Consider the following 23500-nt stretch of genomic DNA (forward strand, 5'->3'; position numbering starts at 1 on the left):
GTCATCATGCCTGTTTCACAGGAGGAGTACCACCCCGCGGAACCGTGCCCGTTCGTTCTGCGATCAGGCACGGTGAACGGCAGCAAGCCGCCTTTTTCTGCTAGAACAGCCCGGTCACTCGACCATCGGGCAGCACATCCATGTCCAGCGCTGCAGGACGCTTGGGCAGCCCCGGCATAGTCATTACGTTCCCCGTCAAGGCGGCGATGAAACCTGCACCCAGCGAGACCTGGAATTCACGAACGTGCAGCACGAAGTCCGAAGGACGTCCAAGTAGAGTAGGATCATCCGACAGCGAGTACTGAGTCTTAGCAACGCAGACGCACAGCCGATCCCAGCCCAGGCGCTTGAAATCCGCCAACTGCTTGGCAGCCTTTGATGAAAACTCGACGCCTTTCCCACCGTAGACGCGTGTTACCAGCGTCTGCAGCTTGTCCTCAATCGACGCAGCGGTGTCATATAGCGGGCGATAGTGTCCCTTGTGCTGCTTAATGAGCGCCAGCACCTCTTTTGCTAGTGTTTCACCACCCGCCCCACCTTCCGACCAGACACGGCTTTCAGCAACAGGATAGTCGCGCGCATCGCACCAGCTGTTGATGAACGCCAGCTCATCCTCTGTATCACTGGTGAAACGGTTGATGGCGACCACGAACGGCAATCCGAACGCCTTAATGGTCTCGATGTGCTTCTCAAGATTCTCCATCCCACGCGCCAGCGCTTCGACATCTTCATAGCCGAGCTGGTCTCGTGCCACACCGCCGTGCATCTTAAGCGCTCGCGCCGTTGCAACGATGACAACTGCTTTCGGTGACAGGCCGCCCATGCGCGCCTTGATGTCGAGGAACTTTTCAGCCCCCAGATCTGCGCCGAACCCTGCTTCGGTGACCACGTAATCGCCCAGCTTGAGCGCCATACGGGTCGCCAACAGGCTGTTGCAACCGTGGGCGATATTGGCAAATGGGCCGCCATGTACCAACGCTGGCGTGTTCTCCAGTGTTTGGATCAGGTTGGGGTTGAGAGCATCCTTGAGCAGCAGCGTTAGTGCGCCTTGCGCACCAAGGTCGCTGACCTGCACCGGACGCTGATCCCATGTCCACGCCACAACCATTCGACCCAGTCGTTCACGCAGGTCATCAAGGCCATTGGCGAGACACAGAACCGCCATGATCTCTGAGGCAACAGTGATCTGAAAACCATCTTCTCGCAGGATGCCGTTCGCTGGACCGCCCAAACCAATCGTGATCTGGCGCAGTGCACGGTCGTTAAGATCAACGGCACGCTTCCAAACCACACGACGTGGGTCGATGCCCAACGCATTGCCTTGGTGCAGGTGGTTGTCGATCAGTGCAGACAGCAGATTATTAGCAGTCGTGATGGCATGGATATCGCCCGTGAAGTGCAGGTTGAGCTCGTCCATGGGCACGACTTGGGAATAGCCGCCGCCTGCTGCGCCGCCCTTCAGCCCCATGTTCGGTCCCAGAGAGGGTTCACGCAGGGCAATGATGGCGCGTTTGCCTAGACGGTTCAGTGCCTGGCCCAGCCCGACGGTAACGGTCGACTTGCCTTCGCCCGCCGGTGTCGGGTTAATGGAGGTCACCAGAATCAGTTGGCCATCAGGCGCATCTTTCAGGCGTTCCAGAATGTCGATCGACAGCTTGGCCTTGTAGTGCCCATACGGCATCCATTCCTGTTCCGACAGCGAGAGCTGAGCCGCAATCTCACCGATGGGTTTCATGGCCGCCTGCTGAGCGATCTCGATGTCTGAGCCGATACGCTTTTCTACCACAGCATTCTCCCTTTAGCGTGAAGAGACCAATAACCTGTAGATCTCTGGATGATGAACACGTTGCACTGCGTTGTTGTTGTTGCCAGCCACCCATCAGTGGGCCGCTCGGGCACTGCGCATCCGCTTGTCATCTTGCTAGCAAGCGCTGCGCCATAACAGAACAGGGCACCTAAAAAGGTGCCCTGCATCATCGTTATTATGCTTGCGTCCCACCTACGGTAAGCGCGTCCAGCTTGAGTGTTGGTTGCCCGACCCCGACCGGTACAGACTGCCCTTGCTTGCCGCAGACCCCAACGCCTTCGTCCATAGCCGAGTCGTTACCAATCATTGAGACCTGGCGCATAACCTCTGCCCCACTGCCAATCAAGGTGGCTCCTTTGACGGGCGTGGTAATCTTACCGTCTTCGATCAGCCACGCTTCACTGGCAGAAAAGACAAACTGCCCAGACGTGATATCGACTTGTCCACCCCCAAAACTGGAGGCGTACAGCCCATACTTGACGCTGGCAATAATTTCTTCCGGCGCATAGTCACCCCCGAGCATGCAGGTATTGGTCATGCGCGGCATGGGCAGCGATGCATAGGATTCACGGCGACCATTGCCGGTGGGCGCCATGCCCATCAAACGCGCGTTGAGCTTGTCCTGCATGTAGCCGACCAAGATGCCGTCTTCAATCAGCGGCGTGCACTGCCCCGGCGTTCCTTCATCATCTACTGACAGCGAGCCGCGGCAGTCAAGCGGCGTGGCATCGTCAACGATCGTAACGCCTTTTGCGGCGACCTGTTCACCAATGCGCCCCGAGAAGACCGAGCTACCACGACGGTTAAAGTCACCTTCTAGCCCATGACCCACCGCTTCGTGCAGCAGAATGCCCGGCCAGCCGTTGCCCAGCACCACTGGCAGCGTACCGGCGGGTGCTGCCACGGCGTCCATATTGGTCAGTGCTTCCTTGACGGCAGAACGTGCATAACGCTCAGCCACCCCGCGAGCTCGCAGCGTCGCCAGATCGAAGCGACCACCGCCACCCGCACTGCCGCGTTCGCGACGGCCGTTGCGTACCGCAATAACCGAGACGTTGAAACGGGTCATCGGGCGAATATCCGCCGCCAGCGTGCCATCGCTGGCGCGTACCAGAATCACTTCGTAAGACGCGGAAAGCGATACGCTGACCTGCTTAACGCTCGGATCGCAGGCACGTGCGATGCGGTCCGCTTCTTTCAGCCAAGCCACCTTGTCGTCGGCGGTCAGCCCGGACAGCGGATCGGCGCTCGCATAGCGGGTATCGAAAGCACAGGGACGGGCTGCAGCAACACGCCCTTGCTGGCCACTGCGGACGATACGAGAAGCGGTCTGACCGATCTCGCGCAGCGCCACTGCGTCGATGCGGCTGGAATAGGAAAAGCCCGTCCGCTCACCCGCGAGGGCCCGCGCACCAACACCGCTATCAATGCTGTAGCTGGCATCGCGCACTTCGCCATCTTCCAGCGACCAGTGCTCCTGCCAGCCTTTCTGGAAGAACAGTTCGGCCAGATCGACGCCCGGCCCCATGGCATGGCCCAGCGCCACATCCAGCGTGCCGAGATCAAGATCACCCGGCAACAACAGGGTACGCTCGGCTTCCTGCAGCATATCGTCGGCAGAGGGTCTGTGCGTATCCATCATTAGCGAAATCCTTGCGAAGGAAGGACGCCTGAACGCATCAGTGCGTCGTTTCCAGTGTAAAGGTCGGAGCATCCCATGAGCCCTCGACCCGATAATGAAGTTCGGTCAGCTGATTGAACTGGTCACCGAAAAGCCAGTTAGTGCCCAGCAGCACCGCGCCAAGCTGCGGCAGGCCGGTCAGCAGCGCGGCAATCGGTAGTCCCTGCATTACGGGCACGGTTACTCCAACGCGCTGATTGACCGTACGCTGCAGCAGATCGACCTGCCCATCGGCGGAGAAATGTGTCACAGCAGCGTCGATTTCGATCGGGCGGCGCGTGATTAAAATGCCATCACTGAAGGTACCACTGCCCTTGATACTATTGAAGGCTGTACCTGAATGAATCACGTCCGTGAAGTCCAACCGCAGGCGACGCAGGATATTATTGAGGTTCAGCAGTCCAACCATGCGCACCGAAGTGGAATCAATGCTCATGAAACGCCCTGCCTTGACGTCGGTATCCAGCGACCCCGTGGCGGTACCGAGCGTAGGCTGCCACGGTGCTCCCGGCCATGCAAAAGCCATGTCGATCGTACCGCCTTCCGTAGTATGCACCACCTCTGGCTGCCCAAAGGCCGCTAACAGCTCTGCAAAGTCACCCAAATCAAGATGAGCCTTGCCTTGGGTGACACTGGCCTTGCCTGCTTTCATCCAACGGCCTGACATATTCAGCACCGAACCTTTAAAGGCCAGCCTCATATTGTCTAGCGACAGCATGTCTGCCGCCGTCTGCCAGTGCGCCGTCAGATCTCCGACAGCCTGCCCTTTCAGCAAAATCTTCGCAATGCTCAGCGTGCCGTTGGGCACATTCTCTAGCGTTTCCGGCAGTGCGACGGGGTCGACGTGAGGCCGAGGGATGACGAACACTTCATCCGTCAGTTCGTGGCCCTCCTGCTGACGCTCGGACTGCATCAACCCCGTGATGCCATCCAGCGACAGGGTATCCAGCGCCAAATCAAACTGATCCTTCGACCCCGGCAGCCACGTCAGGCGACCGTTTATCAAGTTTCCCGTCGCGTCGATGCGCCACAGGCCCTTCTCATCGGCATTACCGCTGAGGCGCACCTGCCCGAGGCACTGCTGATTCAATGCAATGCACGGCGTGTCGACCAACAGACGGCGGATGGCCGGCGCAGCCGCACTACCCTCTGAAGTTGACGTCGTGCTGTCTTGGTGGCCAACGGCCGTCATGTCGAGCGCCTTGATCGCAGGCATCCACTCATCGATAGCCACTCGCGGCGTAGTCCAATGCACCGTCCAGCCGGGCGAGTCATCCCACGGCTGACGCACCAGCGGCCAGTGTTCGACCCACAGCTGCCCCTGCGTCATGTCGTTGCGCCAGCGGGCCCACAATCGTCGGTCAATCAGCGCACTGCCGTCACCGTGGGTCAGGTCCATATCGACCTTGAGCGGTGCTGCTTCATCAGCCGACTTGCCCAGCGGAGCGGGCAGCGGCAGGGTCACACCCTCTAGAGTACTGTCGATCAGCAGACGCGTAACATCACCAATTTCCAGCAGCGCTCGGTAGGATGTCTGACCGCGTGTGTCCGGTGCCAAACCACGAAAGGCGAGCCAGTCCAGTGCCACTTGTGCATCGGCCTTGCCCTCCACACGAATGTCACCGTCGGCATCCTTGAACGCCAGCGTAGCGTGAGCGGGTCCGCCGAACGCACTGCCCTTGGCGTCGGCCGTCAGGCGCGTCTGATCCCCTATCAGCGAGAAGCGCGCCGTACCCTCAATAGCGCGAATATTCAGATCATGCGGTTGAATGTCCAGCTGACCGCGCTGGATCCGCCCGCTCGCTTCGACCTTGATCGGCTTGCCATCTTCGAACGGCACGTCGACATCTAGCGTGGCCTGTAACGGCCCGCGGGCCTGCCACGGTGCGATCGTCTTCTTCAGAGAGGGTGACAGCGCCGCCTGCTTGAGGACGCGAAGCAGCGCACCTGTATCGCCGGTTACGGGCGAATGCACGATCAGACGGTCGTCTGCATAGCGTGCTTCAGCCTGTCGCCCGACCAGTCCCAATAGCGTGGCACTGTCAATGCGCGCCACCATACGTTCATCACGATAATCCAGATGCCCCGCAACATTCGTCAACGCAGGCCAGCCCGGCAGATAAGCCAACTCGACATCCTGCAGATCAAACGACAGATCAGAACTCAGGTGATGCTCGGCCTTCGCTCCCAGCGGGCGCTCCAGCTTAGCCAGTTCATCTTCCAGCGGCATCGACAGCGCAATGTGCGCACGGTTAACGCGCCCACGATGAATATTGGTCGCCAGCCACTCTCCCAATGCGGGCGGTAAGGCCTGCGTCGGCAACCAGTCCCGGCTGTCCTTGACCACCGCATTCTGCGCATCAAGCGTCATGCTGAATGCGCCTTCACCGCGGTCTGGAGCCCAAAGCGACAGTGCCCCCTGAAGCGTTGCGCCCTCACGCACGATGTCGATCGGGTCGATCTTAAGGCGCCAGTCGCTGTCGTTTTCTCGCTGCCAGGCTAGGCGGGCATGCCCCTGCGACAACGTCCATTCACGCGGGAAAATGCTCGGTAAGAAAAAAGTCGCGCCCGGCGCAAGGGACACATCCAGTGTCCCGTTACGTGTATCGGTCTGCAGTTGGCCGTCGAAAGGCCCCAGGACAGGAATATTGTCCCAGCCCGAAACGCGTGCCTGCTGAAGCTGAGCGCCGACACTGATGCCGTGCGTACCGTCAAACGTCAGCGACAGAGCCGCTACGTGGCCGCGCGGATTAAGCTGTGTCAGGCCACTGCGCAGCCCTGCTGAGGAAGGCAGCATCGGCCATACCATCGACAAATCTGTGATATCGAATGTGGGAAACTGCATGACCAGCGAGTGCGCATCGCCTTTCAGCGTGGCCGTTGACGGCAACTGCGATGGCCCCAACGCGTTTTTGCTGTTGCGATGCTGGAGCAGCATATCCTGCAACTGCCCTTGCCATGCCTGGCCGTTCCAGTGCAACTGACCGTTCAAAGCCAGACGCCCCGTGGCCCACTGGCGCGGCACCACGTCTTCACGTAGCACCATGAAGGAAGGAATATCCACTGCCGCAGAAGCATCGTGGAGACGATGGTCGGCCCATGTAGCGGCCAGCCTGACGCTACCCTGCAACCCCACCTGATAGTGACGCCCGCTGCCCAGCAGTGTTAGCAATTCACCCGCTTGGCGACCGTCCACGTCAATGCCCATCTGCCACGGCACGCCGCGGGTACTGGTAGTAGCCAGCGCCAGCTGCGCCAACGCGGCATCGTCGCCCTGCTGGCGTATGGCCGCCTGCCAGTGAACATCACCGGTAGCGGAATGACTGGACGACAGCGAGGGCAGCTCGAACACCATCGTTCGCTGTAAACCTTGCAGGGTAACGCGGAGATCGTCGATTGCCACATCAGCAGGGCGTAACTGTTCTAGCCATTGATCGATGCGATCCCAACTCAGCCCCTCAGCGTCGTCGCGGTCATCCTTGGAAGAAGAAGAGATCAACAGCCACTGACCATCCGACTGCTGTTGGAGTGCAATATGGGGCTGACTGGCATGTAAAGCGCTCACTACTGCGCCACCGGTCATGGCATGCCACAGGTCGAGTTGCGCGTCGGCCTGCGCCAGCGACACCGCTTGGCGATGCGTAAACGCATCTTCAAGCGTCAGCTGGCTGACCTGTATGCCCAGCGTACTGCCCTTGAGCGATACCACCAGTTCATCGGCATGGCCGTCCAGCTGTTCGGGAATAGGTAGATAGCGACGCCAAGAAGCCAGATCGACATCCCGAAAATGCCACGGCGCGACGTGCAGACTGACGAGCAGCAGCACGATGATCAGTACGAGCGACGCGATCAGCGCCAACCCGCAGCGTAACAGGATTCGGGATACCCGCATCGACCTACCCCAGTACGATGTCGTACTGCTCCTGATAATAGTGGCTTTCGGCCTGGAACCGCACCGGCAGCCCAATAAAGGCCTCCAGCTCGGCTACCGCAGGCGCAGTGTCGTTGAGGAAGCGCTCGACCACCGACGTCGACGCCAGTACCAGATAGCCACTGGCCCGGCTCAGACGATTGATGCGCACGATTTCCCTCAGGATCTCATAGCATAGCGTCTCTGCGGTTTTCTGCGTGCCGCGCCCTCGACATGTCTGACAAGGTTCACACAGGGTCTGTTCAAGACTTTTTCGCGTTCTCTTACGCGTAACCTGCACAAGTCCCAGTTCGGTCACGCCGGACAACTTAGTGCGGGCAAGGTCGTGTTCCAGCGCTTTCTCGAGGGTACGAATGACCTGACGCTGGTGTTCACTTGACGCCATGTCGATGAAGTCGATGATGATGATGCCGCCGAGGTTGCGCAGTCGCAGCTGCCGCGCAATGGCCTGTGCCGCTTCTAGGTTGGTACGGAAGATAGTGTCTTCGAGATTGCGATAGCCCACATAGCCGCCCGTATTGACGTCGATGGTGGTCATCGCTTCGGTCTGATCGAGGATCAGGTAGCCTCCCGACTTAAGTGGCACCTTGCGCTCAAGCGCCTTCTGCAACTCGTCCTCGACACTGTACATCTCGAAGATTGGCCGATCGCCCGTGTAGTGCTCAATGCGCTCGGACAGCGCGGGAATGTAGTCCTCAGCGAACTGCTTGAGCTTCTCGAAGTTTTCACGCGAGTCGACACGCACGCGTTCAACGTCATCGCGCATCAAATCACGCAGCACGCGCAGGAACAGCGGCTGATCGTAATAGAGAAGCGAAGGCGCATGCTGTTCAATGCGTCGCTCCGACAGCTTGCGCCACAGATGAGCCAAGAACTGCATGTCCAGCGCTAGCGCTTCGTCATCGGCCGCCTCGGCCGCCGTTCTTACGATAAAACCGCCCGACAGCAGATCCCCCCACGGCGCACGCAGTGCTTCGATGGTTTGGCGCAACCGCTCGCGGGTCGCCTCATCCTTGATGCGCTGAGACACGCCAAGATGGGAAGCCCCTGGCATGTACACCATGTAGCGGGAAGGCAGTGAGAGGTGCGTGGTCAGACGCGCCCCTTTTGTGCCAATGGGGTCCTTGACCACCTGCACCACCAGCCGCTGTCCTTCATGCAACAGCGTCTGGATGGGGGGGATCTGATCGGCATGCAGCTGCTGTGCAGCCACTTCCTTGACGTGAATGAACGCCGCGCGTTCTAACCCGATATCGATGAAGGCAGCCTGCATGCCAGGAAGCACGCGAACCACCTTGCCCTTATAGATGTTGCCGACGATCCCCTGACGGTGGTGCCGCTCAATGGCCGCCTCCTGAAGGACGCCATGTTCGACCAGTGCAACACGCGTCTCCATTGGCGTCAGGTTGATGAGCACCTCGCCACTCATGAATCACCCCGATTATTCAGACACAGAAGCCCGACGGACACGGCCTGCTGGGCCGCACCCTGCGTCGAGTGCTTCGTGAAACAAGACATAGGATGGTCGTTCGCCACAGCGAACCCGTTTCTTCCAGTCTATAGGGAACATGCGCATAAATGAACCGCATGCGACATGCCACCCATTATGCCAGTGGATCAAGCCCTTGCTGACGCAGCAGCAGCGCGGTTTCTGCAAGAGGAAGGCCAATGACGGCACTGGGACTGCCAGAGAGGCGTGTCACGAACTGACCGCCCCGCCCTTGCAGGGCATAGCTGCCAGCCTTACCGCGTGGCTCGCCAGTCAACCAGTATGCTTTTGCTTCAGCATACGATATCTCTCGGAATGACACTGCGGTCGTTACACTAACGTCGAGTAAGCCCGCCGGTCCGGCGACGCATACCGCCGTTATTACCTCGTGCGTACGGCCGGACAGCCGCATCAACGTGGCAATGGCATCATCGGCATCACGAGGCTTGCCCAGTACCCGCCCGTCACACAGCATGGCGGTATCGGCCGCAACGATGCACCCATGGGCAAAGTGACGCACCCCCGCCTCAGCCTTTAGCCGAGTGACACGACAGACGTAGTCCATTAATGATTCATCGGGAAGATAGCGCTCATCCACGTCGGGGGCATGCTGAGCGGCGACCTGCATGCCCAGCTGCTCCAACAGCTGAAGACGCTGCGGAGAGCCGGACGCAAGAAAGAGAGGTAAGGAAGGTATCATGATGAAGTGCGTAGCAAGACAGCGCTACAGCCAGCGCCGCTGGAGCGTGCTTAGCAGGGTGCGGATCCACGGCCAAAGTAGACCGCTCACAACCGCCGCCATGGTGGCCTGTATGCGCAGTACATCGACGTCCATGGCGACCCGCAGCCACTGATCCAGCAGGAGCACGATGCCCAGCATCAGCATAACCATCAGCGCCTGTTGCCAAATCGAATAGACGCGCAGTCGCTGATAAAGCACCAGCGTCAGGAAAGCCAGCAGCGAGTGAATCAGCGCGTATTCGCCGAGCGGACGCCCATCCAGCAGGTCCAGCATCAGCCCAAACACGAAGCCGTGCAGCACACCAACGTTTGAGGGTCGCGCCAGACACCAGTAGATCAGCACCATGCCCAGCCAGCACGGCCGCCACAGCAGCCAGCTTTCAGGCATGGGCATAACCTGCAGCACCAGCGCCACCAGTAGGCTGGCCCACACAAGCGGACGCCAGGCTACTGTCGTATCACCGGGCATGAAGCACCTCTCCTGGTTGTTTCAGCACCATGTTCACTGCCGATAGCGCCGCCGGACTCAAGCGCACTTGGGTCAGCGCTTCATCAGGCAGATTGTGGGCAAACAGCATCAGGAAATGACGGCTGCGTTCCAGATGCGAAGCCGAACGGGCATCGACCTGTGCGAACGGCCCATTGGTACTGTTCTGTACATCGCTGATGGTGGCAACAGGGTAGCCGGCGGGGAATTCACCGCCTAACCCCGACGTCACCAGCAAATCGCCCGGCCGTATATCGGCATTGTTCGGGACATGCAGCACCTGCAAGCCATCGGGATCGCCCGTGCCCTGCACAATAAAGCGCAACCCGTTGCGCACGACCTGGATCGGCACCGCCTGCTGAATATCGTTGATCAGCAGAACGCGACTAGTGAAGCGTGACACTTCGATCACCTTGCCAGCCACACCGGAGGCATCAATAACAGGCTGCCCGATATAGGCCCCGTCCCCTTCGCCGCGATCAATAATCATCTGCTGGCGATAGGGATCGTTATCGAGCATGACCAGTTCGGCCATCATGTAGTCGATATCACGCCGCGGACGCGCCTTGAGCAGGTCACGCAACTGGGCATTTTCGGCCTCGAGTGTCTGCATGCGCTGCAAACGCACTTTCTTCTCCAGCAACTCATCACTTAGCTGCCGGTTCTGGTCGATCAGCGATGTCTGCGACGACAGCGAGACAGACGCCCAGCTGACGCCCTTGCCCGGCATGCTGACCAGCCATTGAATCGGGGACACCAGCGTCGACAGCTGCGTTCGAACGCTGGCCATCCAGTCATCCCCCGCAATGCGGCTGGACAACATCATTACGAACGACAGGACGACACATAGCGCCATACGATAGCCCGGGGCGGGGCCATGAATGAACAAAGGCTTGATACTCAGCCCTCCTTGCCTGACGGCCATGCACGGCGACCGCGCCAAGCGGTGCACTGTGAGGCAGGGTCCTGTAGAAACACGTAACCTGCAGACGGACGAACCGCGCTGCAGGCTTGGGCGTAACGCAACGTGTATGCGGGCCATATACAGCCATCCCGCATACCGTCAGGGTTCATGCGCTTACTGAGAAGAGAACAGATCGAACGCGTGCTGATCGATCATCTCAAGCGCCTTGCCGCCACCGCGTGCAACGCAGGTCAACGGGTCTTCCGCAATGCTGACGGGCAGACCGGTTTCTTCTGCGAGCAAACGATCGATATCACGCAGCAGTGCGCCGCCGCCGGTCAACATCAGACCGCATTCAGCGATATCGGACGCCAGTTCGGGCGGAGACTGCTCCAGGGCGCTCTTCACAGCCACTACAATTGCAGCCAGCGGTTCCTGCAGCGCATCAAGAATCTCGTTAGAATTCAGCGTGAAGCTACGCGGTACACCTTCAGCCAGGTTGCGACCACGCACGTCAATCTCGCGCAACTCGGTCCCTGGATAGGCACAGCCGATCTCTTCCTTGATGCGTTCGGCAGTGGCTTCACCGATCAGGCTGCCATAATGACGACGCACATAGGAAGTGATGGCTTCGTCGAAACGGTCACCGCCCACACGCACGGATTCAGAATAGACGACACCGGACAGAGAAATGATCGCGATTTCGGTCGTACCACCACCGATATCCACCACCATCGACCCCTGCGCTTCTTCGACCTGCAGGCCGGCACCGATAGCAGCAGCCATCGGTTCTTCAATCAGGAACACTTCACGCGCACCAGCGCCTTCAGCGGATTCCTTGATCGCACGCCGTTCCACCTGAGTGGACATGCAGGGCACGCAGACCAGCACACGAGGGCTGGGCTTGATGAAGGTACTTTCATGTACCTTACGAATGAAATGCTGCAACATCTGTTCGGTAACGGTGAAGTTAGCAATGACGCCGTCCTTCATCGGCCGAATCGCCGTGATGTTACCGGGTGTACGCCCCAGCATGCGTTTGGCATCCAGACCGACGGCTGCAACGGTCTGCATATTGCCGGATTGACGGATGGCCACTACGGAGGGCTCGTCGAGAACGATATCTCGACCGCGAACATAAATCAGGGTATTGGCCGTGCCCAGGTCGATCGCTAGATCGCTGGAAAACAGCCCACGAAGACGTTTAAACATCGAATTTGGTACCTGGCGTACTGACCGGAAACGGGTGCGGAGCAAACGTTAACATCGCACCCACTGAGCGGCAAGCGGGCTTACCTGCCGAGCATGTTAGAATATGATACCTTGTCACACACATGAGATATAGAGTGTGAACTCACCACATAAAGGGCAAGATGCGCGTCTTTTCTTACTATAGCGCATCATTTACCCCCTTACGCTGGGCAAGATTGACACCTAGAGACTGACAACATTCCAGGACAGGAATTCCATGGCGATTGAACTTGCAGACGTGTCACGCGCTGCGTACCTCGCACGCATAGGGGTCTCCGAAGCAGAGGCCGCCCGCTATGTCGACGATCTTTCTCACATCCTCGACATGGCTGATCAACTGGCTTCCGTGGATACGAATGGCATCGAACCGCTGGCGCATCCGCTGGATGCCCTTCAGCCGTTGCGCCGCGACGAGGTCACGGAAACCAATCATCGCGACGACTTCCAGGCCTGCGCGCCAGCCGTTGCCGATGGGCTCTTCCTGGTGCCGCGCGTCGTCGAGTGATCGCGTCGCTTGGCCACCTTATTTCCTATTTTCTGCGCCTGGCCCCAGTGATTCTGTGCTCTGGCACACGCAGACGAGAGATTGACGCATGCTAGACATGACCCTTGCCGAGATGGCCCGCGGCCTTGCCTCGGGCGAACTCAAGAGCAGCGAGCTGACCAAAGCGCTGCTGGATCGCATCGAACAGCACGATGAAAAGATCAACAGCTTCATCACCGTCACGCGTGACGAAGCGCTCGAAGCCGCCGAAGCGGCCGACGCCGCTCGTGCGCGCGGTGACGCAGGCGCACTGACCGGTGCTCCGATCGCCCTGAAAGACATCTTCTGCACCAAGGACGTCCTCACCACTTGTGCCTCGCACATGCTGGATAATTTTGTCTCTCCTTATGACGCAACCGTGGTCGAGCGCCTGAAGGCTGCCGGCACCGTCAGCCTCGGAAAGACCAATATGGACGAGTTCGCGATGGGCTCTTCCAATGAAAACAGTTTCTTCGGGCCGGTACACAACCCGTGGAACCTCGATCATGTACCGGGCGGCTCCTCGGGCGGTTCCGCTGCGGCCATCGCAGCAGGCTTCGTTCCTGCGGCCATGGGTACCGATACCGGCGGTTCCATTCGCCAGCCAGCGTCCTTCTGCGGTATCACTGGTCTAAAACCGACTTACGGTCGCGTCTCTCGCTACGGCATCATCGCTTATGCCTCCAGCCTTGATCAGGCCGGTCCGATGGCACACACCGCCGAAGACTGCGCACTGCTGATGAACGTCATTGCCGGCCACGACCAGCGCGACTCCACCTGCGTAAATCAAGATGTTCCTGACTACACCGCAGAGTTGGACAAGCCGCTGAAAGGCCTGCGCATCGGCCTGCCCGTCGAATACTTTGGCGAAGGTCTGGATGCCGGCGTTGAGAAGGTTGTTCGTGAAGCCATTCGTACCTACGAAGCACTGGGCGCAACCGTCGTCGAAGTGAGCCTGCCGCATACGCGTCTGGCCATTCCGACTTATTACGTCATTGCACCGGCGGAAGCCTCTTCCAACCTGTCCCGCTATGACGGTGTCCGTTTTGGCCATCGCTGCGACGACCCGAAAGACCTCATCGACATGTACTTGCGCTCACGCGCGGAAGGGTTCGGTGAAGAGGTCAAGCGCCGCATCCTGATGGGCACGCACACGCTGTCTGAAGGCTTCTATGACGCCTACTACCGCAAGGCACAGCGCGTACGCCGCCTGATTCGCCAGGACTTCATCGACGCCTTCGAGAAAGTCGACGTCCTGATGGGCCCCGCCGCCCCGACCCCCGCCTTTGGTATCGGTCAGCAGAGCGACCCGATCCAGATGTACTTGGGCGACATCTACACCATTGCCATCAACTTGGCGGGTATCCCGGGTATCAGCGTTCCGGTCGGCTTCACCGACGGACTGCCGGTAGGCCTTCAAATTCTCGGCCCGCACTTCGGTGAATCACGCCTGCTGAATACGGCTCACGTCTTCCAGCAGAACACCGACTGGCACACACGTCGTCCGACGCTCGACTGATAGGAAAAGGATACCGCCATGCAATGGGAAACCGTGATCGGGCTCGAAGTGCACGTCCAGCTTGCGACCCGCTCCAAAATATTCTCAGGTTCATCCACCGCATTCGGTGCAGAACCGAACACTCAGGCGAGCATCGTCGATCTGGGGATGCCGGGATCGCTGCCCGTACTGAACGAAGAAGCCGTCGCGATGGCGGTGCGTTTCGGTCTGGCCATCGGAGCCGACATCTCGAAGCGTGCCGTCTTCGAACGCAAGAACTACTTCTACCCTGACCTGCCGAAAGGCTATCAGACGACCCAGATGGAAGAGCCGACCGTGGGTGCTGGCGTCATTGAGATCACACTCGAAGACGGCTCACGCAAGGGTATCCGCGTTCACCATGCCCACCTCGAAGAAGATGCGGGTAAATCCCTGCACGAAGACTTCACGGGCATGACCGGTATCGACCTCAACCGCGCAGGCACACCGCTGCTGGAAATCGTATCCGAGCCGGATATGCGTTCTGCGAAGGAAGCCTCTGCTTACCTGCATGCGATCCATACACTGGTCACATATCTGGGCATTTCCGACGGCAACATGGCCGAAGGCTCAATGCGCTGCGACGTCAACGTGTCCGTCCGTCCGGTAGGCCAACCTGAATTTGGCACCCGTGCCGAGATCAAAAACGTCAACTCGTTCCGCTTCGTCGAACGCGCTATCGCCCACGAAGTCGAACGCCAGATTGACCTGATCGAAGACGGCGGCAAAGTGGTACAAGAAACGCGCTTGTACGATCCGGATGCCGATGAAACCCGCAGCATGCGCACCAAGGAAGAAGCGAACGACTACCGCTATTTCCCCTGCCCCGACCTGCTGCCAGTCATCCTCGACGACGACTACATCGAACGCCAGCGCGCCACACTGCCCGAGCTGCCGGAAGCTAAGCGCAATCGCTTCACCAGCGAGCTGGGCCTGTCCGAGTACGACGCCGGCATTCTGGCATCGTCCCGCATCATGGCCGACTACTTTGAACAGGTCATGAACATCTGTGGCGACGCCAAACTGGCCGCCAACTGGGTACAGGGCGACCTGTCCGCTCAGCTCAACCGCAACAACCTCGACATCGCCTCCAGTCCGGTCAGCGCAGAACAGCTCGGCGGGCTGCTGGTACGCGTCAAGGATGAAACCATCAACGGCAAGGCAGCAAAACAGGTCTTCCAATCGCTGTGGAACGGCGAAGGTGCAACGGCGGACGAACTGATCGAAAAACACGGTCTGAAACAGGTCACCGATACTGGTGCACTGGCCGCCATGATCGACGACGTGCTGGCCGCCAACCCGACGCAGGTCGAACAGTACTGCGCTGCCGAACCAGACAAGCGCGGCAAGATGATCGGCTTTTTCGTGGGTAAAGCGATGCAGGCATCACGCGGCACCGCCAACCCGCAGCAGGTCAACAAACTGCTGCGCGAGAAGCTGGACGAAAAAGCGAACGGGTAATACCGGTTGTTTGTAAATTGAAAAGCCGTGGACGATGTCCACGGCTTTTTTTGATTACATTCTCAATTAAACAGCACGCCGTATATCCACATAATACCTCTTTATTTATGTCAACATTGTGCCACGCACTACCGCGATTCTGCTCATGCGACATTACCTCACCCCCTCTTACCAGACCTTAAGCAAGCACTTACAAACTCTTCAAGAAAGGCACCATCACACTCCTCAACACTTTGATAAAACATGAGTTTACACAACATTAACGCTGTGCTATCTATAGCGCGTATTTAAAATCTTAAGAAAGCGTTAACGTTACTCTTAAACATAACCTAGGGGAAAACCACACATGGTGACTTACACTATTCATATCACACGCCTATGGGAAACGGAGAACTCTACCATTAGCCGTTTCTCAATTTCAGGCTCTACGTTGCAAGGCTACATATTAGAGCGCCCCGGTCCCGATACTGTTCAAGAAGGGCTACTTCTTCGCATCCCCGAAGGCGATTACGATCTTTCATGGCGTGCCATTGGAAAATTTGCTACTAAATATGGAAAGGTCCCCCAACTTTCTAACTATCAAGTATCTAAAAAAAGGCTGATATTAATGCATCCAGGGAATTCAGCAGGGGATTCAATGGGCTGTTTGTTACCCGGTCGGATAAAGGCCAAAGATTATGTAGGTGACAGTGTATCTGTTTTCAAAAAAATAAAAAAATTTATAGAAGAAAAAGGCATAGATAATGTAAAAGTAAAAATAAAGTCTTGCTATGATATCTCTTGCTCCACTACTTTAGACATGGACTAATATATGTTAAAAAAGATCTTAATACTCACTGCATCTGTTTTTATAGCATCTACATCTACTGCCCAAGAAATTTTAGCAGGTGGTACACTAGAAGCATATTGGGCTGATGACTGGAATGATGAAGCAACAGTAAACACTCCTCATTTAGGAGTTAGATATTTAACTGCTGACAAAACCAAGTTCATTGTACTCAACATAAAAGGGAAAAAAATTGACTTTATAAAGAAAAATTTTAAAAATATCCCTGATAATTTTTTCAAACGAAAAGAGTGGTATATTACTCAGCAAGGGGACCTTACCGTCACAAAGATAAAAGAAGGTATGCTATGCAATGACTATATTTATAACGCAAATGCTATTGCCTTCAAGCCCGATATTTTTTCGCCACCCGTGGATACAGCACCTTTTGTAAAGACTGCACACGGAGCATGCAATGGTGATGGCGGATATCCTTATATCACCACATTTGTAAAGAAAAATGAGAATCTTGACACCGAGTTTAAGTCAGCACCTTTAGATAGCGCCCCTACGATTGCCAAAGGTAATTATAACCCCATTGTAAAAATAGAAAAAATCAATGAAGAATGGATGTTTGCAGGTGTATATGATGCGGGAGCGTCTAATTTAATATCGCCCATAAAAGGCTATGTACGCACAAATAATTTTAAAGCAGATAATTAAAAATTAATTGCCAGTATTGCCTCTCTTCGTCATACAACATTAATCGTATAGCGAAGAGAGAATTTAAAATTCTCTAAAAGCCTAATGACAAAATTCATATCCGAAAAAATTATTATTTTATGTGTTTTATTTTTCAATATTACACAGGACCGATAAAACATGTATGCACCGACCAATCAGAACTAAAAAGTTAATACAAAAACGCCGTTGTTATTCGTTTTATTTTACAGCAGTGGAATTGGCGACGGCCTACTATAATGAGATTATCTTCGAGAAGGCACTTCGGTCTTATTGGCGTAAGCCCTGACGCCCGTAGACTAGAAAAACAGCCACTTATCATCTCGAAGCTGCTGCCGATATAGCATACACAATACCCAGTGAAACCCGCAGGACTTACCGCCCTCACGGTGAGGCGTATCGTTTCTGCGGGCTTCCTTGAACCTTTTGCCAGTGGCTCTGGTAAAAGGGCGTGTACTCTTATAACGGGGCGGACATGAAGAAAAAAGCTTCTTTCCTCTTGGCGGCAACGCTTTTGCTGAGTTCATCAACAGCTTTTGCGCAGCACACGCTGAATGACGGTGTGCTGCAGGCTTATTGGCAGAGCGAATGGAATAAGGACGCCACCAAGATCACGCCTCAACTGAAAATGCGCTACATCGTCCATAACGATGGCTCTGCCCCCACCATGGTGGTCAACGTGCCCGTCGACAAGCAAGACAAGAAGAACCGTACGTTTATCACCAAGCACTTTTCGTACGTACCCACCGAGTTCTTCCAGAACAAGGAAGGCTACCTCAACCAACCGGGAACGCTAACCGTGCCCAGTCTGACGAAAGCCTTCGAGTGCACGTCGGCCTACACAACCACTCAGCTGTCATCGTTTGTACCGGACATGTCGTCAGGGCTTGCCGATACGACTACGGATGAGAAGTTCATCAACTGTGGAGAACGCCACCCTTACCTGACGTTCTATCGACTGCCACCCAACCAGAAAGATATCTTCCTGAAAGCGGCACCTGACGATCGCGCAGCCAATACGATTCCGGTAGGCAACGATACGCTGCTCGCTAAACTACAGACTGTCAACAAGGAATGGGCATACGTGGCGTTCTACGATGCCAGAACGTTGGATCAGATTGGCGAACAGAAAGGGTACGTGCGCTTGAATACGCTATTGCCGCTGAAGAAGGCGCCCCCCGTTGCGGCTCCGGTTCGTCATCGTCCCAAACCGTGCTGGTATCCACGAGCCACCCATGACAAGGTGATGCGCGACCGACACTGCCGGTTCTCTTCATAGATGGGGGCACTGTAGTGGCGCAGGAAGTAGTCCTTGTCGATCGTCTTGATCGTGAACCCACAGCGCTGATAGAGCGCTAGCGCGCCCAGACTGGAGTCGCCGGTGCCCACTTCAACCGAAACGGCACCTTGCTGCTGGGCGTATGCCTGCGCTGCCGTTACTAACTGCCGGCCATAGCCTCGCCCTTGGCGGTCGGGCCGTACGGCTACGTTCATGAGCTCCATCACACCTGGCCGCACGGCCATAACCGCTACGATACCCACACTCTCGTCTTTTTCCTTGATGACCAGACAGTGGCTATCGTTCAGATAGTGTGCGATCTGATCCCATTCAGGGTCGGCCAGCAGCAGCAGGCAGGCCTCTGCCACGCCGATGGATGAGCAGGAAGTGATCGTTACAGCGGGTGTGGATAACACATTCAGGCACATGGAAAGCTCTCGATAGCAGCGGCCGCGCTGTTCGTTTTATTGTGCGGCCATCAACGCTCAGCGCTGGGTGCTCAGTAGCGCAATGATCGAATCCTGACTGATCTCACCGATAAAGCGCTCGTTTTCATCCTGCACGGGCACCCAGTCGATGTTGTACTCATACATACGCGACAACAGTACGCGCAGGTTATCGTCCCACTGGCTAGTGACAGCCAGCGGCTGGCGATAGTCACCTACCGGACGGTCTTCCAGCACGCCTTTAATGTCCTGACGACGAACCTGACCCTGTGCCTTGCCGTGTTCATCGACGATCACGATATGGCGACGCTCGTGGTCATCCATCAAACGACGCACGTCGGCAATCAGTGTACTGCGCGATACCGAGATTGGCTCGCTCACCGCATCGCCCGCTGCTACTAGCAGCAGTCGTTTGAGGGTACTGTCACCGCCCGTAAAGGTCGCGACGAACTCGTCGGCCGGACGCGCCAACAACTCATCCGGGGTTGAGAACTGCACCAAGCGACCATCGCGGAACATCGCGATCTTGTCCGCCAGCTTGAGCGCTTCGTCAATATCGTGGCTGACCATAATGACCGTCTTGCGCAGCTGTCGCTGCATCATCAGGAATTCGTCCTGAATGGCGCTGCGGTTGATCGGGTCGATGGCACCGAAAGGCTCATCCATCAACAGCAAGGGCGGATCAGCGGCCAACGCTCGGATCACCCCAATGCGTTGCTGCTGGCCGCCCGACAGTTCGTTCGGGTAGCGCGATAAATAGCGCGAAGGCTCCAGCGCCACCATCGACATCAGTTCACACGCACGTTCGTGCATGCGCTTCTTGTCCCATCCCAACAGCTTGGGCACCACCATGATGTTGTCTTTGATGGTCATGTTGGGGAACAGACCGACCTGCTGAATGACATACCCCAGCGAGCGACGCAGTTCGACCTTGTCGATGCCGCGGGTGTCGTTGCCATCAATCAGGATACGACCGGAAGTCGGCTCGATCAGGCGGTTGATCATCTTCAGCGTTGTGGTTTTCCCACAGCCCGAAGGGCCAAGGAATACGCACATCTCGCCGCTTTTGACGGTCATGTTGACGTGGTCGACGGCAGTCGTCAGCCCTTGTTTCTGGCGAAACTGCTTGGTCAGCGAATCAAGTTCGATCATGCACGAATTCCCTTGGAAGTCAGCAGGTTCTGAATCTGGTGAAGAATGATGTCAACGATGATGGCCAGCAGTGTGACGATGATCGCCGCAATGAATATCTGCACCTTGTTGCTCTGTCCAATGGCGTTGGTGATCAATAGCCCCAAGCCTCCGGCCCCGATGACGGGAGCGATGGTCATGGTGCCTATGTCCATAACGACAGCCGTACGGATGCCGCTCATGATGGAAGGCACGGCAATGGGAATATCCACCATGAATAGCCGCTGCCAGTAAGTCATGCCGATACCGCGCCCGGCTTCCTTGATGCTGTCGTCCACGCCGCACAACGCGAGGTATGTATTGCGAATGATGGGCAACAGCGAATAGATGAAGACGGCAGAGATTGCCGGAGCCGCGCCCAGCCCCATGCCATAGCGGGCATAGAACGGCATCATGATCCCGAACAGCGCGATGGCTGGCAGCGTGATCATCATCGTCGCGATCGACATGATGGGAGCGGCCAGCCAACGTAGTCTGACGCACAGCACGCTGAGGGGAACACCGATGATCACGGCAAGCAGTACCGCGGCACCAACCATCAGAAGGTGCTGCACGGTCAAGATACCGACCTGGTACCAGTCCATGTTGAGCAGTGCATTGATAAGCGTCATGTAAAAGCCTTAAAGCAGATGCTGCTGAACAAGATAGTCGCGTGCGACCTGAGACACCGAACGCCCTTCGACGTCGACGCTGCCGTTGAGGCGACGCATGGTGCTTTCGTCCAGCGTATCAGTGAGCGCCTTCAGTAACGGCGCCAAATCAGGATGTGCCGCCAAATAGTCACTGCGTACGATGGGGGCCACGTTGTAGGCGGGGAAATAATGCAGGTCGTCCTGCAGTACCCTCAGCCCGAAGGCTTGGATACGACCATCGGTGTTATAGACCACGCCCGCCTCGGCCTGCTCGGCCTGCAACGCAAGATAGACCAGTCCGGCATCCATCGAGCGCTTGTCGCCGCGGCTCAGGTTGAGACCGTAGCGCTTGGCCATTCCGGGCATACCATCTGCGCGGCCATCAAACTCGACGTCCATGGCAAACAGGTGGTGGCGTTCGGGCGTTTCGCGCACATAGCGGACATAGTCACTCAGCGTGCGCGGGTTACCCACCTTCTGTGCGATGCCTTCGGGCATGGCAATGGCATAGGTATTGTTGAAGGCGGGTGACAGCCACGTCAGGCCCAGCGCGCGGTCCAGATCATAGACGCGCTGGAACGACTGGCGTTCGTCCAGCAGTTCATCGACGTGGTGATATTCGATCAGCGATGTACCGATGTATTCCCAGACCATGTCCAGCTCGTTATTCAGCTGGGCGGGCCGCGTCATGGAAACGGTCAGTCCCCAAGAGGTTTTAACTTGGTAACCATGCTTAGCCAGATACATTTCGGTCATGGTGGCCAGCAGGCGCTGCTCGGTGAAGGCCTGCGCACCTTGGCGCAGTACGGCCCCTTGAGCGGTCTGGGCAAGCCCGGCACCGATGAGCGCAAGGCCCATCGCGCAGTAGCGAAGAGAGCGCCCATACATCAGGCACTGCCGAGCAACAGAAGAAAGCACGTTCATGCAAACCTCAAAGAAGATGATGCTGTGTCAAAAAGTCATGAGCGACCTTGGACACGGCCTGCCCTTCGACATCGACCTGCGCATTGATCCTGCGCATCGCGTGTTCATCGAGAAGGTCCGTCAAGTCCTTCATGAGCGCCGCCAGATCGGGATGCTGGCGCACATAAGCCGTTCTTACCATGGGCGCAACGCTATACGCGGGAAAGAAGTGTTTGTCGTCCTCTAGCACACGCAGGTTGAAGGCCTGAATGCGCCCATCAGTGTTATACACCTCACCGGCCAATGCCTGCTGCCCTTGCAGCGCCAGATAAACGGCACCAGCATCCATAGAACGCAGGTCGCGGCGAGGGATCGACATGTCATAACGCTTCATCAGGCCCGGCATCCCATCAGGGCGGTTACCGAACTCGATATCCATAGCGATCAGATGGGAGGTATCAGGCGTGCGGCGCAGATAGTCGGCCAGCTGGCTGAGCGTACGGATATCGCCTTCCTGCTCGGCGACTTTTTCCGGCATAGCAATCGCGTAGGTATCATTGCACGCGGGCGACAGCCACGTCAGCCCCAGTTCACCATCTAATTCAGATACACGGCGAAAGGTGCCCTCTTCATCAAGCTGTTCATAGACATGATGATAATTGACCAGCGAGGTCCCGGTGTATTCCCACACCATGTCCAGTTCGCCGTTGGCAAGCGCCGGGCGCGCCATCGACGTCGGCAGCCCCCATGACGGGATCACTTGGTAACCGTGCGGTGCGAGATACTGCTGTGTCATTTCAGCCAGCAGACGCTGGGACGTGATGGGTTTGACGCCCAAGCGCAGCACATCGGCTGCGGCGGAGGAAAGCGAGAGGCCCACTGCAGCGAGTGCCCCAGTGGTGTACATGCAACAACGGGTCCAGCTAAATCTCATGAGGCGTTCTCGGTTCAAGGCCGCAGAACGCGTAGAACAACGCTGCAAGCGGCCTCTTTCACGGGGTGGACAGCGCTCAGAAAGCAGCTGGTTCGGTGGTCAGTGCACCGCGGGGCGCGATCAGTCGAGTCAACAGGGCCATGATACCGTCCAGTATCAGCGCCAGCAGCGACGTTGCCACGACGCCAATCAGCATCTTGGTATTGTCGTGCAGATAGATACCGGGAAGGATCAGGCTACCCAGACTGTTGGCCCCTATCAGATAGGCCAACGGTGCGCTGCCGACGTTGATCGCCAGCGCGGTGCGCACGCCCCCCATAATAGTGGGGACGGCATTGGGAAGTTCGACCAGCCACAGCTGCTGCGAGGGCGTCAAGCCGATGCCGCGCGCCGCTTCACGCATCGAAGGATTGATGCTTAGCAGGCCTTGATAGGTGTTGCGGGCGATCGGCAGCAGTGATGCCAGCCAGAGCGCGATAATAGTAGGCACTTCGCCTATACCAAAGACGATAAGAGCGATCATCAGGACAGCCATCGGAGGAACGGCATTGGCAACGTTGAAGACTTGCATGCCAATTTCGCCATAGCGGCGCAGAGAGGGACGACTTAACACGATCCCGGCCACCAGCCCAATGGACAGTGCCATCGCCATCGAGATACCCACCAGCATCAAGTGCTGACCGGTATAGAACAGCAAATCATCCTGGTACAGCTTCAACAGGTCTATGACATGGCTCATGCCTGAAGAAATGGCGTCAAGCATCGTGATCCTCTGGTATACATTGCCCGCTTTCTG

20 protein-coding genes are annotated in these 23500 nt (G+C 57.1%); 6 read left to right on the forward strand and 14 right to left on the reverse strand.

The genetic code is table 11. From position 1 onward, the window contains the following. Window positions 1–100: 100 nt before the first annotated feature. The 8 genes from ZBT109_RS10490 to ZBT109_RS10525 all read right to left on the reverse strand — a co-directional run bounded on the left by ZBT109_RS10490 (window position 101) and on the right by ZBT109_RS10525 (window position 12252). Entirely contained in the window at window positions 101–1786 is a 1686-nt protein-coding gene (locus tag ZBT109_RS10490) for a formate--tetrahydrofolate ligase (RefSeq protein WP_038279155.1), read from the reverse strand. Between the two features lie 196 nt (window positions 1787–1982). Next, window positions 1983–3449 carry a metalloprotease TldD gene (gene tldD, locus ZBT109_RS10495; protein ID WP_408646061.1) on the reverse strand — a complete coding sequence of 489 codons (1467 nt, stop codon included), beginning with the start codon at window positions 3447–3449 and terminating at the stop codon, window positions 1983–1985. Between the two features lie 37 nt (window positions 3450–3486). Further along, window positions 3487–7380 (reverse strand): YhdP family phospholipid transporter, encoded by a 3894-nt coding sequence (locus tag ZBT109_RS10500; protein ID WP_027705890.1) that lies wholly within the window; start codon window positions 7378–7380, stop codon window positions 3487–3489. A 4-nt stretch (window positions 7381–7384) separates the two neighbouring features. Continuing rightward, window positions 7385–8848, reverse strand: coding sequence for a ribonuclease G (rng, locus tag ZBT109_RS10505; RefSeq protein ID WP_027705889.1), 1464 nt, complete (start codon window positions 8846–8848; stop codon window positions 7385–7387). Window positions 8849–9023: 175 nt separating this feature from the next. Then, window positions 9024–9608: a Maf family protein gene (locus ZBT109_RS10510; protein ID WP_038279152.1), complete on the reverse strand. Its 585-nt coding sequence runs from the start codon at window positions 9606–9608 to the stop codon at window positions 9024–9026. 24 nt (window positions 9609–9632) lie between these two features. Then, window positions 9633–10118 (reverse strand): rod shape-determining protein MreD, encoded by a 486-nt coding sequence (gene mreD, locus ZBT109_RS10515; protein ID WP_027705887.1) that lies wholly within the window; start codon window positions 10116–10118, stop codon window positions 9633–9635. After that, on the reverse strand, window positions 10108–11061 hold the full coding sequence (gene mreC / locus ZBT109_RS10520) for a rod shape-determining protein MreC (RefSeq protein WP_084261897.1): 954 nt from the start codon (window positions 11059–11061) through the stop codon (window positions 10108–10110). Before mreC ends, mreD begins: the two co-directional genes overlap by 11 nt. Window positions 11062–11214: 153 nt before the next feature. Next, window positions 11215–12252, reverse strand: a complete 1038-nt coding sequence (locus ZBT109_RS10525) for a rod shape-determining protein (protein WP_027705886.1) — start codon at window positions 12250–12252, stop codon at window positions 11215–11217. A 256-nt stretch (window positions 12253–12508) separates the two neighbouring features. On the opposite strand from ZBT109_RS10525, the gene gatC reads away from it, so the two are divergent. The 6 genes from gatC (at window position 12509) to ZBT109_RS10555 (ending at window position 18598) form a co-directional block, all read left to right on the forward strand. Next, window positions 12509–12796: an Asp-tRNA(Asn)/Glu-tRNA(Gln) amidotransferase subunit GatC gene (gene gatC / locus ZBT109_RS10530; protein ID WP_027705885.1), complete on the forward strand. Its 288-nt coding sequence runs from the start codon at window positions 12509–12511 to the stop codon at window positions 12794–12796. Window positions 12797–12884: 88 nt separating this feature from the next. Further along, on the forward strand, window positions 12885–14333 hold the full coding sequence (gene gatA, locus ZBT109_RS10535) for an Asp-tRNA(Asn)/Glu-tRNA(Gln) amidotransferase subunit GatA (RefSeq protein ID WP_027705884.1): 1449 nt from the start codon (window positions 12885–12887) through the stop codon (window positions 14331–14333). 18 nt (window positions 14334–14351) lie between these two features. Beyond that, the gene (gene gatB / locus ZBT109_RS10540; protein ID WP_027705883.1) at window positions 14352–15812 is read left to right on the forward strand and encodes an Asp-tRNA(Asn)/Glu-tRNA(Gln) amidotransferase subunit GatB; all 1461 of its coding nucleotides are present in this window, start codon (window positions 14352–14354) and stop codon (window positions 15810–15812) included. 346 nt (window positions 15813–16158) lie between these two features. Next, window positions 16159–16620, forward strand: coding sequence for a DUF5675 family protein (locus ZBT109_RS10545; RefSeq protein WP_084261888.1), 462 nt, complete (start codon window positions 16159–16161; stop codon window positions 16618–16620). A 3-nt stretch (window positions 16621–16623) separates the two neighbouring features. After that, window positions 16624–17301, forward strand: a complete 678-nt coding sequence (locus ZBT109_RS10550) for a hypothetical protein (protein WP_027705882.1) — start codon at window positions 16624–16626, stop codon at window positions 17299–17301. Between the two features lie 493 nt (window positions 17302–17794). Then, a complete protein-coding gene (locus ZBT109_RS10555) occupies window positions 17795–18598 on the forward strand; it encodes a hypothetical protein (RefSeq protein ID WP_027705881.1) in 804 nt (267 codons plus the stop codon). Here ZBT109_RS10555 and ZBT109_RS10560 read toward each other — a convergent pair. The 6 genes from ZBT109_RS10560 to ZBT109_RS10585 all read right to left on the reverse strand — a co-directional run bounded on the left by ZBT109_RS10560 (window position 18517) and on the right by ZBT109_RS10585 (window position 23467). After that, window positions 18517–19026: a GNAT family N-acetyltransferase gene (locus tag ZBT109_RS10560; protein WP_084261887.1), complete on the reverse strand. Its 510-nt coding sequence runs from the start codon at window positions 19024–19026 to the stop codon at window positions 18517–18519. The two genes, ZBT109_RS10555 and ZBT109_RS10560, sit on opposite strands and share 82 nt — an antisense overlap. A 57-nt stretch (window positions 19027–19083) precedes the next feature. Further along, the gene (locus tag ZBT109_RS10565; protein ID WP_038279201.1) at window positions 19084–20196 is read right to left on the reverse strand and encodes an ABC transporter ATP-binding protein; all 1113 of its coding nucleotides are present in this window, start codon (window positions 20194–20196) and stop codon (window positions 19084–19086) included. After that, window positions 20193–20846 (reverse strand): ABC transporter permease, encoded by a 654-nt coding sequence (locus tag ZBT109_RS10570; protein ID WP_027705880.1) that lies wholly within the window; start codon window positions 20844–20846, stop codon window positions 20193–20195. Before ZBT109_RS10570 ends, ZBT109_RS10565 begins: the two co-directional genes overlap by 4 nt. Before the next feature lie 9 nt (window positions 20847–20855). Then, on the reverse strand, window positions 20856–21791 hold the full coding sequence (locus ZBT109_RS10575; RefSeq protein ID WP_197714335.1) for a glycine betaine ABC transporter substrate-binding protein: 936 nt from the start codon (window positions 21789–21791) through the stop codon (window positions 20856–20858). Between the two features lie 7 nt (window positions 21792–21798). Next, the gene (locus ZBT109_RS10580) at window positions 21799–22677 is read right to left on the reverse strand and encodes a glycine betaine ABC transporter substrate-binding protein (protein WP_027705878.1); all 879 of its coding nucleotides are present in this window, start codon (window positions 22675–22677) and stop codon (window positions 21799–21801) included. Between the two features lie 103 nt (window positions 22678–22780). Continuing rightward, window positions 22781–23467 (reverse strand): ABC transporter permease, encoded by a 687-nt coding sequence (locus ZBT109_RS10585; protein WP_051524115.1) that lies wholly within the window; start codon window positions 23465–23467, stop codon window positions 22781–22783. Window positions 23468–23500 lie beyond the last annotated feature (33 nt).

Origin of the sequence: Zymobacter palmae (assembly GCF_003610015.1) — a bacterium.
In the GTDB taxonomy this organism is placed as follows: Bacteria; Pseudomonadota; Gammaproteobacteria; order Pseudomonadales; family Halomonadaceae; genus Zymobacter; species Zymobacter palmae.

Excerpts from the sequence above, each read along its gene's own strand:
- gatA (WP_027705884.1), top strand. The coding sequence starts at position 12,885 with ATGCTAGACATGACCCTTGCCGAGATGGCCCGCGGCCTTGCCTCGGGC.
- ZBT109_RS10500 (WP_027705890.1), bottom strand. The coding sequence starts at position 7,380 with ATGCGGGTATCCCGAATCCTGTTACGCTGCGGGTTGGCGCTGATCGCG.
- ZBT109_RS10510 (WP_038279152.1), bottom strand. The coding sequence starts at position 9,608 with ATGATACCTTCCTTACCTCTCTTTCTTGCGTCCGGCTCTCCGCAGCGT.
- ZBT109_RS10585 (WP_051524115.1), bottom strand. The coding sequence starts at position 23,467 with ATGCTTGACGCCATTTCTTCAGGCATGAGCCATGTCATAGACCTGTTG.
- ZBT109_RS10545 (WP_084261888.1), top strand. The coding sequence starts at position 16,159 with ATGGTGACTTACACTATTCATATCACACGCCTATGGGAAACGGAGAAC.
- ZBT109_RS10555 (WP_027705881.1), top strand. The coding sequence starts at position 17,795 with ATGAAGAAAAAAGCTTCTTTCCTCTTGGCGGCAACGCTTTTGCTGAGT.
- mreC (WP_084261897.1), bottom strand. The coding sequence starts at position 11,061 with ATGGCCGTCAGGCAAGGAGGGCTGAGTATCAAGCCTTTGTTCATTCAT.
- ZBT109_RS10525 (WP_027705886.1), bottom strand. The coding sequence starts at position 12,252 with ATGTTTAAACGTCTTCGTGGGCTGTTTTCCAGCGATCTAGCGATCGAC.
- gatB (WP_027705883.1), top strand. The coding sequence starts at position 14,352 with ATGCAATGGGAAACCGTGATCGGGCTCGAAGTGCACGTCCAGCTTGCG.
- ZBT109_RS10550 (WP_027705882.1), top strand. The coding sequence starts at position 16,624 with ATGTTAAAAAAGATCTTAATACTCACTGCATCTGTTTTTATAGCATCT.
- ZBT109_RS10560 (WP_084261887.1), bottom strand. The coding sequence starts at position 19,026 with ATGTGCCTGAATGTGTTATCCACACCCGCTGTAACGATCACTTCCTGC.
- tldD (WP_408646061.1), bottom strand. The coding sequence starts at position 3,449 with ATGATGGATACGCACAGACCCTCTGCCGACGATATGCTGCAGGAAGCC.
- ZBT109_RS10565 (WP_038279201.1), bottom strand. The coding sequence starts at position 20,196 with ATGATCGAACTTGATTCGCTGACCAAGCAGTTTCGCCAGAAACAAGGG.
- ZBT109_RS10580 (WP_027705878.1), bottom strand. The coding sequence starts at position 22,677 with ATGTACACCACTGGGGCACTCGCTGCAGTGGGCCTCTCGCTTTCCTCC.
- rng (WP_027705889.1), bottom strand. The coding sequence starts at position 8,848 with ATGAGTGGCGAGGTGCTCATCAACCTGACGCCAATGGAGACGCGTGTT.
- ZBT109_RS10575 (WP_197714335.1), bottom strand. The coding sequence starts at position 21,791 with ATGAACGTGCTTTCTTCTGTTGCTCGGCAGTGCCTGATGTATGGGCGC.
- mreD (WP_027705887.1), bottom strand. The coding sequence starts at position 10,118 with ATGCCCGGTGATACGACAGTAGCCTGGCGTCCGCTTGTGTGGGCCAGC.
- gatC (WP_027705885.1), top strand. The coding sequence starts at position 12,509 with ATGGCGATTGAACTTGCAGACGTGTCACGCGCTGCGTACCTCGCACGC.
- ZBT109_RS10570 (WP_027705880.1), bottom strand. The coding sequence starts at position 20,846 with ATGACGCTTATCAATGCACTGCTCAACATGGACTGGTACCAGGTCGGT.